This window comes from uncultured Pseudomonas sp. (assembly GCF_913777995.1).
GTDB lineage: Bacteria > Pseudomonadota > Gammaproteobacteria > Pseudomonadales > Pseudomonadaceae > Aquipseudomonas.
This window is the reverse complement of sequence record NZ_CAJYVE010000020.1, coordinates 51456-64613: the sequence shown is the minus strand read 5'-3', so window position 1 is coordinate 64613 and position 13158 is coordinate 51456. Positions and strand designations below refer to the sequence as shown.

At 64.1% G+C, this 13158-nt stretch carries 13 protein-coding genes; 8 read left to right on the top strand and 5 right to left on the bottom strand.

The window, feature by feature from the left end:
- Nucleotides 1-41 precede the first annotated feature (41 nt).
- Together QZ497_RS08465 and QZ497_RS08460 are read right to left on the bottom strand one after the other, a co-directional pair.
- Nucleotides 42-2267, bottom strand: coding sequence for an HET-C-related protein (locus QZ497_RS08465; RefSeq protein ID WP_295473088.1), 2226 nt, complete (start codon nt 2265-2267; stop codon nt 42-44).
- A gap of 197 nt (nt 2268-2464) precedes the next feature.
- Nucleotides 2465-3181: an SIMPL domain-containing protein gene (locus tag QZ497_RS08460; RefSeq protein ID WP_295473086.1), complete on the bottom strand. Its 717-nt coding sequence runs from the start codon at nt 3179-3181 to the stop codon at nt 2465-2467.
- A 214-nt stretch (nt 3182-3395) separates the two neighbouring features.
- Here QZ497_RS08460 and QZ497_RS08455 point away from each other — a divergent pair, with 214 nt between their 5' ends.
- From QZ497_RS08455 to garD, 6 genes are all read left to right on the top strand, one after another.
- Nucleotides 3396-4655: an ATP-binding protein gene (locus QZ497_RS08455; protein ID WP_295473084.1), complete on the top strand. Its 1260-nt coding sequence runs from the start codon at nt 3396-3398 to the stop codon at nt 4653-4655.
- The gene (locus tag QZ497_RS08450) at nt 4652-5221 is read left to right on the top strand and encodes a response regulator transcription factor (protein WP_295473082.1); all 570 of its coding nucleotides are present in this window, start codon (nt 4652-4654) and stop codon (nt 5219-5221) included. Before QZ497_RS08455 ends, QZ497_RS08450 begins: the two co-directional genes overlap by 4 nt.
- Nucleotides 5222-5408: 187 nt before the next feature.
- Nucleotides 5409-6158 (top strand): FadR/GntR family transcriptional regulator, encoded by a 750-nt coding sequence (locus tag QZ497_RS08445; protein WP_295473080.1) that lies wholly within the window; start codon nt 5409-5411, stop codon nt 6156-6158.
- Nucleotides 6159-6635: 477 nt separating this feature from the next.
- Nucleotides 6636-7547, top strand: a complete 912-nt coding sequence (gene kdgD, locus QZ497_RS08440) for a 5-dehydro-4-deoxyglucarate dehydratase (protein WP_295473078.1) — start codon at nt 6636-6638, stop codon at nt 7545-7547.
- A 160-nt stretch (nt 7548-7707) separates the two neighbouring features.
- Complete coding sequence (locus QZ497_RS08435) at nt 7708-9081, top strand: MFS transporter (protein WP_295473077.1); 1374 nt, start codon at nt 7708-7710, stop codon at nt 9079-9081.
- A 16-nt stretch (nt 9082-9097) separates the two neighbouring features.
- Nucleotides 9098-10651, top strand: a complete 1554-nt coding sequence (gene garD, locus QZ497_RS08430) for a galactarate dehydratase (protein WP_295473074.1) — start codon at nt 9098-9100, stop codon at nt 10649-10651.
- A 214-nt stretch (nt 10652-10865) separates the two neighbouring features.
- Here the strand turns inward: garD and QZ497_RS08425 are convergent, their stop codons facing one another.
- Nucleotides 10866-11486, bottom strand: coding sequence for a Yip1 family protein (locus tag QZ497_RS08425; protein WP_295473072.1), 621 nt, complete (start codon nt 11484-11486; stop codon nt 10866-10868).
- Between the two features lie 200 nt (nt 11487-11686).
- On the opposite strand from QZ497_RS08425, the gene QZ497_RS08420 reads away from it, so the two are divergent.
- On the top strand, nt 11687-11902 hold the full coding sequence (locus QZ497_RS08420) for a PLD nuclease N-terminal domain-containing protein (RefSeq protein WP_295473070.1): 216 nt from the start codon (nt 11687-11689) through the stop codon (nt 11900-11902).
- Between the two features lie 45 nt (nt 11903-11947).
- Here QZ497_RS08420 and QZ497_RS08415 read toward each other — a convergent pair whose 3' ends face one another.
- Nucleotides 11948-12325, bottom strand: coding sequence for a termination factor Rho (locus tag QZ497_RS08415; protein WP_295473068.1), 378 nt, complete (start codon nt 12323-12325; stop codon nt 11948-11950).
- Between the two features lie 167 nt (nt 12326-12492).
- Here QZ497_RS08415 and QZ497_RS08410 point away from each other — a divergent pair, with 167 nt between their 5' ends.
- Entirely contained in the window at nt 12493-12687 is a 195-nt protein-coding gene (locus QZ497_RS08410; RefSeq protein WP_295473067.1) for a hypothetical protein, read from the top strand.
- A gap of 129 nt (nt 12688-12816) precedes the next feature.
- Here the strand turns inward: QZ497_RS08410 and QZ497_RS08405 are convergent, their stop codons facing one another.
- Nucleotides 12817-13014, bottom strand: coding sequence for a hypothetical protein (locus QZ497_RS08405; protein WP_295473065.1), 198 nt, complete (start codon nt 13012-13014; stop codon nt 12817-12819).
- Nucleotides 13015-13158: the final 144 nt, after the last annotated feature.

The following is a 13158-nucleotide window of genomic DNA, read 5'->3' as shown; positions in this document are numbered from 1 at the left end:
GTGGCTTTGCCTACAAGATCAGATGGTTCGCTCGTCAGTACTCACGGTTCTAACCCCAGCGGTGGCGGTTCGGCGCCATCGAGTCGATCGCCCAGCCATTTCCACAGCTCCGACTCCTTGAAGTCTGGCCATTGCGCCAGCCAGCTTTCGAAGGTGCGCTGCAGGTAGTGCCAGGTGGCCTGGGTCTCTTCGGCCAGGTGCTGCAGGGCGCCCAGGCTGTGCTGGAAGGCCTGATCCTGGAGTTTCTTCAGGTCGCTGAGCGAGCTGGCCTGCTCGACCCGTGCCGGATTCGCCAGGGCCCATTCGGCCAGCAGTTCGTCCTGCCAGTCGGTGTCTTGCGGGTGGGCGAAGTAACTGGCCGCCAGGGCCAGCGGGTCTTCTTCCGGCTGGCCGTTCCAGTGCGCGAGCATGGCCTGGGCGACGCGCATGACGGCTCGCTCGGCCAGCAGCGCGGCGGCTTCGTGCAACGGATGGTCGCCGTGATCCTTGGCCAGTTGCGAATGCGTAGGGTCGGTGGAGCCGTTACGGTTCGGGTCGCCGCCCAGCAGGATCTGTGCCTCGTCGACCTGGTTGCCGAGCAGTCTCAGCAGGCCACGCTGCACTTCGTTCCAGGCGTTGTTGAGCAGGCGCAGCGGCGCGGCTTCGGCCCAGGCCTTGAACTTGACGAGGGGATAGAGCTTGCTGGCCCTGACTTCATCGCAGAATTCCAGCCAGCGGCTGTAGTCCTTGAGGTAGCGCGGGTCCGGGTGTTCGCGCAGCAGCACCAGCAACATCAATTCGTTGTCGGAGCGCTGCCCCGGCTGGGCGAGGGTGAATGCCCAGTTCTGCGCCGGGGCGACCAGGCGCGCCACGGGCGGTGCCAGGCTGGCGATGACGTCAGCGCCGGCGAAGCGCCCGGTCACCAGCGGCAGCCCGTGACGGCACTGTGCCGGAGAGGTCCAGGGCAGCACGGCGTGGCCCAGCTTGTTGAGCGCCAGTTCGACGAAGTTGGAGTGGGCGAACAGGTCTTCAAGGACATGCAGCGCGGCGCCGAAGGCGTGCAGGCCGTCGCTGTTGCGCCCGGCCTGCATGGCGACGCGCAACTGTTCCTGCAGGTAGTCCACCGAGCGCTGGATATAACGCTTCATGGATGTTTGCGGGTCGACCTGCAGCGCTTCGTCCTCAGGCAGCACCCAGGGCTCGAAGTCGCGGTCGCGTTCGGCCGGGTCGAAGGGCACCGGCGGCTCCACACGGGGGTTGTCGATGTGCTCGGTGGGGCGGTAGACACCCAGGCGGGCGTCGGTCACCCGAAACGCCTCGCGGTCCTGCAGGCGCTGTTCGGCGAACTGGCGGGAAGCGAGGATGTCGACGATGTCGGTCAGCGCTTCTCGGGACAGCAGCGTGGGAAAGGCCTTGGCCATGCGCGGACCCCGCACCAGCTTGGGGTCGAGCAACTGCGAATAATCGCGCAGCCAGTTGCCGAAGTAGACCTGCTCTCGCTCCATCTCGGAAAAGCCCAGGGTCAACAGCCCCTGTTCAAGACGCTGGTGGCTGAAATGACCGTCGTGGTGATCGGTGGCTTCGAAACGCTCGCGATGCCGATGCAGCGTGCCCGAGGGCCGCATGCCGAGTGAGCGGTGGTCGCGCAGAATACGCCGCAGCGCTGCTGGCGCCTCGACATATAGCTCGACCGTCTCGCCCTGCAGGTCGGTGTAGCGGGCCAGCAGGGTGGGCTGCTGCGTGTTCCAGCCGGCGCTGGCCAGGCGTTCTGCGTAGCGCACACCCTCCTCGCCGGAGGCGTCGCGGCGAACCAAGGGTTCGGCCAGGTCCTCGCGCAGCACGGTGTCGAGATAATGACCGAATTCGTGGAGAAGGATCTCCAGCAGTTCCCAGGTTCGCTGCGGGTTGGCCCGGACGTGTTCCAGCGCCGCGAGGTGAATGAGCAGGGTGCGGGTCTGTGGGTCGTACTCGGCCGGGTAGAAGCCATTCTGCACGATCTGGCATGCCGGCGACGCCACGCGCCCCTGCAGCAAGGCCGCCCTGAGCCGGGCGTAGACCTGGGGTGAAAGGTCCAGGCCGAACACCGGGGCCAGCAGCATGACGAATTCGGGCTCCAGGCAGTCGCGCGCCAGGGCGGTGAGCTGCTCCAGGGCAAAGGGGCTGTGCAGATGGGCCGCTGGCCGGGGCTGGACGCGTAACGCCAGGTCGCTTGTGGTGGGCCTGCCCATCGGCAGACGGTGATGATGGCGTCGGCCGAGGGGCCGAGTCTGTGCCATGACAGGAGTCATCCGTGATTCCTCTTCGGGTGGTGAATGAAGGTGTACGGGACTGGAGCTTACTGTTCAGGGCAGGCAGGCCTATCGGCACGGGGCGCCGCAAGCTGTGGGATCGTCAAGCGTCGCCGGCAGGAGTGTCCGCACCGGCGAGAGAGAAAGGGGCCCGCCAGCCGGCGGGACCTGTCGCCCGGCAAGCCGGGCGGTATGGATCAGGGGATCTGCACTTCGATGGTGCCGTTGGCGGTCACGCTGACCTTGGCGGTACCAGCTTCCACATCCGGCGTGACGGCGGCTTCGGCGCGGTCGAGCTTCATGCTCATCGGTGCCGGGGCCGGCAGGAACGGCTGTGGCGAACCCGTCGTGTTGAGGTTCAGGTTGACGACCTTGTAGCCCTGGCCGCCCATGGCCTGGGTGACCAGTTCGGCGCGCGACTTGAAGGCTGCCACGGCGTCCTTGATCAGGGCGTCTTCGCTGGTCTTGCGGGTGGCCGAGGAGATGGCGAAGTTCATGCTGTCCATCTTGAGGTCGGTGAGCATTTCACCGGTCAGCTGCGACAGCGCGGCGAAGTCGGCGCTTTCCAGGCGTACCTCGGCACGCTCGCGCCAGCCGGTGATCTTCTGGCCCTTGTCGTCGTAGATCGGAAAGCTGTTGCGGCTGCCCTGGCGAACATCGATGTTCTTGACCTGGCGGGCCTGGCCCAGGGCCTTGTTCAGCGCTTCGGTGACCTGTTTGGCGAGCTTGGCCGGGTCGCTGTCCTGGGCTTCGGTGTACAGCGTGACTTCCATCAGGTCGCGGGGTACTTCCTTGTCCACTTCGGCGCGCAGCGACACCTGGTTATAGCGGGGTTCGTCGGCCAGGGCCGGGGCACTGGCCAGGATGGCGGCACCGAGGCCCAGGAGGGCGGCGGCAGGGCGAAGTCTAAGCATGGGAACTCCTTGTTGGCGAATGGCCCTGGCTGGCAGTCTGGCCGGGCCGTGGCATAAGACTACCGGGAAAAGGTTGCGGTTCCGGTCTGCGTGCAGGCCTTTCTCCACGTGCCTCATCGCTGTGGCGCATTGCCGCAGCGTTGCCGGTAGCCGGCCTGCCTTGGTTATACTCGCTCCGATCCACCCGCGCGCGTTGCGCCCAGCAGGAGAGCTCATGCTCGTCCCCGTCCTAATGCTTTCCGCCACTCGGCAAAATCTGTGGCGCCTGACCTTCATCCGTATTCTGGTGCTGGCCGCGCAGGCGGGCTCGGTGGGGGTCGCCTGGCTGTTCAACGTACTGCCCCTGCCGTGGCTGCAACTGTCGATCACCCTCGGCTGCTCGGCGATCCTCTGTGCCCTGACCGCGTTGCGCCTGCGCATGCCCTGGCTGGTCTCCGAGCAGGAATACGCCGTGCAATTGGCACTGGACCTGATCATCCACAGTGCGCTGCTGTATTACTCCGGTGGTTCGACCAACCCGTTCGTGTCCTACTACCTGGTGCCGCTGGCCATCGCTGCGGTGACCCTGCCATGGCGCTATTCGCTGATCCTGTCCGGCATCGCCCTGGCCCTCTACACCTGGCTGCTGGCCCAGGTCTACCCGCTGGAAAACTACCCGATCTCCCGGGAAAACATGCAGGTCTACGGCATGTGGCTGAGTTTCGTGCTGGCTGCCGGGGTGATCACCTTCTTCGCCGCACGCATGGCCGAAGAGCTGCGCCGTCAGGAACAACTGCGCGCCGAGCGCCGCGAAGAGGGCTTGCGTGACGAGCAGTTGCTGGCCGTGGCCACTCAGGCCGCTGGCGCCGCCCATGAATTGGGCACCCCGCTGGCGACCATGAGCGTGCTGCTCAAGGAAATGCGCCAGGACCACAGCGACCCCGGCCTGCAGGAAGATCTGGCGGTGCTGCAGGAGCAGGTGGGCCAGTGCAAGCACACCCTGCAGCACCTGGTGCGTGCCGCCGAGGCCAACCGGCGCATGGCGGTGGAATACCAGACCGCCTCGCGCTGGCTGGACGAGTCGCTGAACCGCTGGCACCTGATGCGCCCCGAGGTCAGCTACCGCTTCCAGCAACTGGGGCAGGGCAGTGTGCCGATGCTGGCGCCGCCCCCGGATCTCACCCAGGCGTTGCTCAACCTGCTCAACAACGCCGCCGATGCCTGTGCCGAGAACCTGCAGGTGGCCCTGGACTGGGACCACTCGGAGATCGTCATCAGCATCCGCGATCATGGCTCGGGTGTGCCGTCAGCGGTCGCCGAGCAGATCGGCAAACCCTTTTTCACCACCAAGGGCAAGGGCTTCGGCCTGGGCCTGTTCCTGAGCAAGGCCAGTGTCACCCGTGCGGGCGGCTCGGTCCGGCTCTATCGTCATGAACAGGGCGGCACGCTCACCGAGCTGCGCCTGCCGCGTGACAAGCGAGGAGAACAAGCATGAGCGATGAAAACCAGGTCGATCAGGCCGACGGCGAAGAGCTGCCGCACCTGCTGCTGGTCGATGACGACGCGACCTTCACCCGGGTCATGGCGCGTGCCATGAGCCGCCGCGGCTTTCGCGTGAGCACCGCCGGCTCTGCCGAAGAGGGCCTGATCATGGCCCAGCAGGACCTGCCCGAGTACGCCGCGCTGGACCTGAAGATGGATGGCGATTCCGGCCTGGTGCTGCTGCCCAAGCTGCTGGAACTGGACCCGGAGATGCGCGTGGTGATCCTCACCGGCTATTCGAGCATCGCCACCGCCGTCGAAGCCATCAAACGCGGCGCCTGCAACTACCTGTGCAAGCCGGCCGACGCCGATGACGTACTGGCGGCGCTGCTCTCCGAGCATGCCAACCTGGAGACCCTGGTGCCGGAAAACCCGATGTCGGTGGACCGCCTGCAGTGGGAGCACATCCAGCGCGTGCTGACCGAGCACGAGGGCAATATCTCGGCCACTGCGCGGGCCCTGGGCATGCATCGGCGTACCCTGCAGCGCAAATTGCAGAAACGCCCGGTACGTCGCTGAGCGACCCGGCCTGCGGCGCGAAGCCTCGGGCTTGAGCGCTCGCGTCGCGATCCTCGGTCCACAAGCCGGTCACCCGCGCTGCGCGCAGCGGCTGGCGCGGGCTGGCGGGAGTTATTCACAGGTGTGATCAGACAACCGCTGCGCTATGATTGCGGGTCATCGCTTACCTAGAAGACCGACGTTGGATATGGAAAGTCAAAGCAATCCGCCCCGCGCCCGCCGGAAACACCGCAGTCTCGCTCAGGAATTGGTCACCGAACTCTCTGAGCGTATCCGTTCCGGCCAGCTCAAGCGCGGCGACAAGTTGCCCACCGAGTCGGCCATCATGGAAGAGCAGGGCGTGAGCCGCACCGTGGTGCGCGAGGCCATTTCCCGCCTGCAGGCCTCCGGCCTGGTGGAGACCCGGCATGGCATCGGCACCTTCGTGCTGGACCTGCCAAGCCCCAGCGGTTTTCGCATCGACCCCGCGACCATCGTCACCTTGCGCGATGTGCTGGCGATCCTCGAACTGCGCATCAGCCTGGAGGTCGAGACGGCAGGGCTGGCCGCGCAACGCCGTACCCCCGAGCAACTGCAGGCGATGCGCGAGGCCCTCGATGCCTTGAATGAAAGCGCTGCGCATGCCAGCGACGCGGTGGCCATGGACTTCCAGTTTCACCTGCAGATCGCCCTGTCCACCGGCAACCGCTACTTCACCGACATCATGACCCATCTGGGGGCGAGCATCATTCCGCGCACCCGGCTGAACTCCGCGCGTCTGGCGCATGATGACCAGCAGCATTACATGGTGCGCCTGAGCCGCGAACACGAGCAGATCTACGAAGCCATCGAGCGCCAGGACACCGAAGCCGCCCGTGCGGCCATGCGCCTGCACCTGACCAACAGCCGCGAGCGGCTGCGCCAGGCCCACGAAGAAGCCGCTGCTCAAACCCGCTGAGCGGTCGTTGCTCAGCTGCCAGCCTGCCTCTGCAAGGACTTCGGTCGGGACGCTTTCCGGCTGAAGCCCATACTGTTCGATCAAGCGCTTTGCGGCTTTGTTGGAGCGGCTTCAGCCGCGAAAGGCAATCCCGGCTGAAGCCGGTCCTACCCGTGCCAGACGTTCTTATCTTTTCTGCCGGCCCTGCCACCCGCCAGGCGCGGCTTCAGTCGCGAAAACGCCTTACGGCTGAAGCCGGTCGTCTCTGCTTCAATACCATTTGCTGAGCAATCGAAAGGCGGAGGTCATATGACTAAAGTCGCACGCTGGTCCCCGCACAGCCCGCGGAAATAAAGCCCTGTAGCGTCTCAAACGGCCGTTTGCGGAAAAAACCGCAAATCCCTGTTGTGGCATTCATCTTTCAGTTGTACGATGACTTACGACATCGGCAATCAGCCAGATGACTTTTCCTCTTCATGTCCCCAGGGTGTTCGAATAATGACTCCACAAGAACTCAAGTCCATCCTCTCCCACGGTTTGCTGTCTTTCCCCGTTACCGACTTCAATGCCCAGGGCGATTTCCACCGCGAAGGCTATATCAAGCGCCTGGAGTGGCTGGCCCCGTACGGCGCCAGCGCGCTGTTCGCCGCTGGCGGCACCGGTGAATTCTTCTCGCTGTCGTCCAGCGAGTACTCGCAGATCATCAAGACTGCCGTCGATACCTGCGAAAAAAGCGTACCGATCCTCGCCGGTGTAGGTGGCGCGACCCGTCAGGCTATCGAGATGGCTCAGGAAGCCGAGCGCCTGGGCGCCAAGGGCCTGCTGCTGCTGCCGCACTACCTGACCGAAGCCAGCCAGGACGGCGTCGCCGCCCACGTCGAAGCTGTGTGCAAGTCGGTGAAAATCGGTGTGGTGGTTTACAACCGCAACGTTTGCCGCCTGAACGCGTCGCTGCTGGAAAAACTGGCCGAGCGCTGCCCGAACCTGATCGGCTACAAGGACGGCCTGGGTGACATCGAACTGATGGTGTCGATCCGCCGCCGCCTGGGCGACCGCTTCTCGTACCTGGGTGGTCTGCCGACCGCCGAAGTCTACGCCGCTGCCTACAAGGCGCTGGGCGTACCGGTCTACTCCTCGGCAGTGTTCAACTTCGTACCGAAACTGGCCATGGACTTCTACCACGCCATCGCCCGCGACGATCACGCCACCGTCGGCAAGTACATCGACGACTTCTTCCTGCCATACCTGGACATCCGTAACCGCAAGGCCGGCTATGCCGTGAGCATCGTCAAGGCCGGCGCCAAGATCGCCGGCTACGATGCAGGCCCGGTGCGCGCACCACTGACCGACCTGACCGGCGAAGAGTTCGAAATGCTCGCCGCGCTGATGGACAAGCAAGGCAAGCAGTAAGACCGCCAGGGACCCAGGCCGCTGAACCTTCAGCGGCCTTGGTCGTTGCGGGCCCGGCCGGTGGACGTGTCGTTGTCTACGATGTGACCAAGGGGCCGGTCGGGCAACCTAAAAAACAGCATTAACCCGCGTAAAAAAATAATGAGTGGGAGTTCTACCAATGCAAACGTCCAAGCCGACCCACGTCCGCTATTTGATCCTGTTGATGCTGTTCCTGGTCACCACCATCAACTATGCCGACCGGGCCACCATCGCCATTGCCGGCTCCAGCCTGCAGAAAGACCTCGGCATCGATGCCGTAACCCTCGGTTTCATCTTCTCCGCCTTCGGCTGGGCCTACGTGGCCGGGCAGATTCCCGGCGGCTGGCTGCTTGACCGCTTCGGCTCGAAGAAAATCTACGCCCTGAGCATTTTCACCTGGTCGCTGTTCACCCTGCTGCAAGGCTATGTGGGTGAGTTCGGCCTCTCCACCGCGGTTGTCGCGCTGTTCATGCTGCGGTTCCTGGTCGGCCTGGCCGAAGCGCCATCCTTCCCCGGTAACGCGCGCATCGTCGCGGCCTGGTTCCCCACCTCCGAGCGCGGCACCGCCTCGGCGATCTTCAACTCCGCGCAATACTTCGCCACCGTGCTGTTCGCTCCGCTGATGGGCTGGATCGTCTATCGCTTCGGCTGGCAGCACGTGTTCGTGGTCATGGGCGCAGCCGGTATCGTGTTCTCGGGTATCTGGCTGAAAGTCATCTACAGCCCGCGTCAGCACCCGATGATCAACCAGGCCGAACTCGAGCACATCGCCAACAATGGCGGCATGGTCGACATGGATGAGAAGGCCAAGGACAACGGCGCCGCCAAGGCCGGTCCGAAATGGGACTACATCCGCCAGCTGCTGACCAACCGCATGATGCTGGGTATCTATCTCAGCCAATACTGCATCAACGCCATCACCTACTTCTTCCTCACCTGGTTCCCGGTGTACCTGGTGCAGGAACGCGGCATGACCATCCTCAAGGCCGGTTTCATCGCCTCCTTGCCGGCCATCTGCGGTTTCATCGGTGGCGTGCTGGGCGGGGTGATTTCCGACTACCTGCTGCGTCGTGGCCACACGCTGACCTTCGCGCGCAAGGCACCGATCATCGGCGGCCTGATGCTCTCCACCACCATCGTCACCTGCAACTACGTCGACATCGAGTGGATGGTCGTGGGCTTCATGGCTCTGGCGTTCTTCGGCAAGGGCGTGGGCGCGCTGGGCTGGGCCGTGATGTCCGACGTTTCGCCAAAGCAGATCGCCGGTCTGAGTGGCGGCCTGTTCAATACCTTCGGTAACCTGGCATCGATCACCACCCCGATCGTCATCGGCTACATCATCAGCACTACCGGCTCGTTCAAGTGGGCCCTGGTCTACGTGGGCGCCAACGCCCTGCTGGCGGTGTTCAGCTACCTGTTCATCGTCGGTGAGATCAAGCGTGTGGAATTGAAAGAGCCCCCAAGCAAGGGGTCATCGCTGAATCAGCCAAGCAGCGACCTTTCCAAAGCCTAAACCTGAGGTAACCGTGATGAGCCTGATCCAACACGCCGATTCACCGCGCTACATCCGCCTGCACCCGCGGGACAATGTGGTCGTGGTGGTCAACGACCAGGGTATCGCTGCCGGTACCCGCTTCGAGGATGGTCTGGAAACCGTCGAGAACGTGCCGCAAAGCCACAAGATCAACACGGTGGACCTTGCCGAAGGCGATGCCGTGATCCGTTACGGGCAGACCATCGGCTATGCCTTGCAGCCGATCCCGCGTGGCAGTTGGGTGCGTGAAGACCTGCTGCGCATGCCAGCGGCCCCGGCGCTGGACAGCCTGCCGATGTCCGACGCCGTGCCGGAGAAGGAGCAGCCGCTGGAGGGGTACACCTTCGAAGGCTATCGCAACGCCGACGGCACCGTGGGCACGCGCAATATCCTGGGCATCACCACCACCGTGCAGTGCGTGGCTGGCGTACTCGAACATGCGGTCAAGCGTATTCGCGACGAGCTGCTGCCCAAATACCCCAACGTCGACGACGTGGTGGCGCTGACCCACACCTACGGCTGTGGCGTGGCGATCACCGCCACCGATGCGTACATCCCGATCCGTACCGTGCGCAACCTGGCACGCAACCCCAACCTGGGCGGCGAAGCGCTGGTCATCAGTCTGGGCTGCGAGAAATTGCAGGCCGGGCAGGTGATGCACGAGAACGACCCCTCGGTGGACCTCAGCGATGAGTGGCTGTACCGCCTGCAGGACGCAGGCAATGGCTTCAACGAAATGATCGAGCAGATCATGGAATTGGCCGAGGTGCGCCTCAAGAAGCTCGACCAGCGCCGTCGCGAGACCGTGCCGGCCTCCGAGCTGATCCTGGGCATGCAGTGCGGCGGCAGCGATGCCTTCTCGGGCATCACCGCCAACCCGGCGCTGGGCTATGCCTCGGACCTGCTGCTGCGGGCTGGCGCCACGGTGATGTTCTCGGAAGTCACCGAAGTGCGTGACGCCATCTACCTGCTCACCTCGCGTGCGCAGGACGAACAGGTGGCCAGCGAACTGGTGCGCGAGATGGACTGGTACGACCGCTACCTGGCCAAGGGCGAGGCCGACCGCAGTGCCAACACCACGCCTGGCAACAAGAAGGGCGGGCTGTCGAACATCGTCGAGAAATCCCTGGGCTCCATCGTCAAGTCGGGCAACAGCGCCATCAACGGCGTGCTCGGTCCTGGTGAGCGCGTCAAGGGCAAGGGCCTGATCTTCTGCGCCACCCCGGCCAGCGATTTCATCTGTGGCACCCTGCAACTGGCCGCCGGCATGAACCTGCACGTGTTCACCACCGGTCGCGGCACGCCTTACGGGCTGGCCATGGCGCCGGTGGTCAAGGTCTCGACCCGCACCGAACTGGCACGGCGCTGGCCGGACCTGATCGACGTCGACGCCGGGCGCATCGCGACTGGCCGGGCGAGCATCGAAGAACTGGGTTGGGAGCTGTTCCACTACTACCTGGACGTGGCCAGCGGCAAGAAGAAGACCTGGACCGAACACTACCGCCTGCACAACGACCTGGCGCTGTTCAACCCGGCGCCGGTGACCTGACTGCTGTCAGGAACGGTTTCAGCGGCAATACCGTTCGATTAAGCGGCATGTGGGCCGGTGGGAGCGGCTTTAGCCGCGAAAGCGCCAGGAAATTCACTGCATCTGTTGTGAACAGGCGTCCGCTTCGCGGCTGAAGCCGCTCCTACCCGGCATTGGTTTCAGCCGTGACGCTTTTCGCGGCTGAAACCGCTTCTGTCGGGTCATCCAGCTGCCGTCACGGCACCACCTCTCCCAGCGTTTCCAGCACGTACTCCGGCCCCAGCGCCTGCCACAGATTCATCGCCAGCCACAGCGTCAGCAGCGTCACCCCAATGGCGAGCACCCAGACCAGCAGCGCATAGGGCAATGCCTTGCCCGCCGGCGTGCGCATGAAGCCCGGAGCACCCACCAGCAACAGCCAGCTCGACCACAGCGCCGCGACGATCAGCGCCAGCCCGGTCAGCCAGCGGTTGGGATAGAGCATTACGATGCCAGCGATGAAGAAGGGGGCGGCGGCATAGGTCACGAAGCCGATGCAATGGTTGTAGCCAGGACGCGGGCCGAAGCGTCCGGATAGCCACTGGATCAGCAGGCTTACCACCCACACCGAGACCAGCATCGCCAGATACAGCAGCATGCACAGCTGCAGCGCGCTGCCGGTGGCCAGCCATACGCGTTCCTGGTCGCTGAGGGGCCAGCCGGTCTGGCTGGTGCCGATGAACAGGCACACCGCCGGCAGCAGCGCCAGCAGCACCAGGTGGCCGAGAAACTGTCGTGGGGCGGCGGCTTCCTGGCCGTGCATTTCCTGCCAGGCCTCGTGCGGATGGATCAACAGTTTGAACAGGGGCACGTTCATGCTCGGTTCTCCTTGGGGGCAGCGCTGCGCAGACCCCAAGCTTGGACGATGAGCCGTGCTGAAACGGACCGACAGTCGCGCCGGAGTGGAAAAAACGCCGAGTTTTCCTACTACTCTGAACTTTACGCGGCGTGCTGGCCTCTTCTATGGAAGGCGCGCCGCATCGGGTGCCGTAGACAAGCATGTCGGGGAGGTTTCAGATGCCACTATCAGAACTGGGTTTGTGGACCAGCACCTTGCTGGTCGCCCTCATCATCCTGTCGGACCTGTGGGCGGTCATGCGGGTTCGTAAAAGCCGTACCAGCGCCTCGAACAAGGCGATGTGGATCATCGGCATCGTTGCGGTGCCCATCATTGGCGTACTGGCGTGGATCGTCGCCGGACCGCGCCACGCGCCCGACACTGCGCGTTACTGACCTTCGACCAGGCACCCGCAGGGCTGTCCTGCGGGTGCTGCCTGCTCAGGAGGCGTTGCTCAACGCCTCGATCAACTGCTGCTTGTTCATGCTCGAACGCCCGGCGATCTTCTGCATACGCGCCCGGTGCAGCAGCTCTGCCTTGGTCTGCCCTTGCAACGGACGGTCACTGTGCACCACGCCGCGCCGGGTCTGGGCGGCACGCTGCGCGGAATCCTCACGGTCCCGGCGCTTGGCAGCCTCTGACTTGCGGGTGCCGGAGCCGCCCTGACGTTCGCCACCTCCGGACTGTTTGTTGACCGTCGCCCAAGCCCTGGCTTCGGCCTCTTGCCTGGGCACGCCCTGGTCTTCATAGCTTTGCTCGATGGCCGCGGCCTTGCGCTTCTGCTTGGCGGTGTAGCGTTTCTTGTCTCCGACCGGCATGTCCCATCCTCCGTTTGCTGGCGCCACGCCATTTGTGCGCCGTTCAGGTATGGAAGCGCTACGCTTGATAGGAGTTCCTGGCAATGGATCAGCGGCCGCTTGCAATGCCCTTGCAACAGTGCGGTGGTTAGATGCCGGGCATGCAAAAGCACAGGGGAGTATCGATCATGGCGACAATTGGCAAATGGGCATTGCAACTGCTGGTGCTGTTTCTGTTCGCCTGGCTGGCCAGCATTGTCGGCCACTGGAGTGGGCAGGTCGTGAGCGGTACCAGCAGCGAGCGGCTGGCGCAGTTGCAGGTGCTGAACACACCCATGACCGCTGCGGTTTCGCGAGAGGCTGAGGCTGCGCAGAGCCGCTGAATCGCGGGCAAAAAAAATGGCTCGCGGGGCGGCGAGCCAAGGGGATTCATCAAAGGAGTGATGTAACTTTAGGACTCCTCAGGTGAAGAGGATGTGAAATGGATGTAGACGAAACGGAAACTTCGCCGCTCAGTGTGCGGTAGCGGCGAGCGCTTCCTGAGGGGCCGTGGCGCTGATATCGGGCAGGGGGTGCGGTGCGTCCAGGCGTTCCTGCATGCGCTGGGCGAAGGCGTGGGCTTCCTCCCGGCTGCGGCAGGTCACCGGGTAGTCATCGAGTTTCACGATCCACAGGTTGGCACTGAACCCTTCTTCTATCTGGATGAGCATGACGCAATCTCCATCAGGCAAGGTGAACGGAGCCGGATGACCGGCACGGGTAATCGCGCCGAAAATCCTGCGCTTCTATGCCGATGGGCGCCAGTGCTATTTGCATGAATCGATGAATGCCCTGCCGCCGGTCAACGTACGGCA

Excerpts from the sequence above, each read along its gene's own strand:
- QZ497_RS08465 (WP_295473088.1), bottom strand. The coding sequence starts at position 2,267 with ATGACTCCTGTCATGGCACAGACTCGGCCCCTCGGCCGACGCCATCAT.
- QZ497_RS08460 (WP_295473086.1), bottom strand. The coding sequence starts at position 3,181 with ATGCTTAGACTTCGCCCTGCCGCCGCCCTCCTGGGCCTCGGTGCCGCC.
- QZ497_RS08455 (WP_295473084.1), top strand. The coding sequence starts at position 3,396 with ATGCTCGTCCCCGTCCTAATGCTTTCCGCCACTCGGCAAAATCTGTGG.
- QZ497_RS08450 (WP_295473082.1), top strand. The coding sequence starts at position 4,652 with ATGAGCGATGAAAACCAGGTCGATCAGGCCGACGGCGAAGAGCTGCCG.
- QZ497_RS08445 (WP_295473080.1), top strand. The coding sequence starts at position 5,409 with ATGGAAAGTCAAAGCAATCCGCCCCGCGCCCGCCGGAAACACCGCAGT.
- kdgD (WP_295473078.1), top strand. The coding sequence starts at position 6,636 with ATGACTCCACAAGAACTCAAGTCCATCCTCTCCCACGGTTTGCTGTCT.
- QZ497_RS08435 (WP_295473077.1), top strand. The coding sequence starts at position 7,708 with ATGCAAACGTCCAAGCCGACCCACGTCCGCTATTTGATCCTGTTGATG.
- garD (WP_295473074.1), top strand. The coding sequence starts at position 9,098 with ATGAGCCTGATCCAACACGCCGATTCACCGCGCTACATCCGCCTGCAC.
- QZ497_RS08425 (WP_295473072.1), bottom strand. The coding sequence starts at position 11,486 with ATGAACGTGCCCCTGTTCAAACTGTTGATCCATCCGCACGAGGCCTGG.
- QZ497_RS08420 (WP_295473070.1), top strand. The coding sequence starts at position 11,687 with ATGCCACTATCAGAACTGGGTTTGTGGACCAGCACCTTGCTGGTCGCC.
- QZ497_RS08415 (WP_295473068.1), bottom strand. The coding sequence starts at position 12,325 with ATGCCGGTCGGAGACAAGAAACGCTACACCGCCAAGCAGAAGCGCAAG.
- QZ497_RS08410 (WP_295473067.1), top strand. The coding sequence starts at position 12,493 with ATGGCGACAATTGGCAAATGGGCATTGCAACTGCTGGTGCTGTTTCTG.
- QZ497_RS08405 (WP_295473065.1), bottom strand. The coding sequence starts at position 13,014 with ATGCTCATCCAGATAGAAGAAGGGTTCAGTGCCAACCTGTGGATCGTG.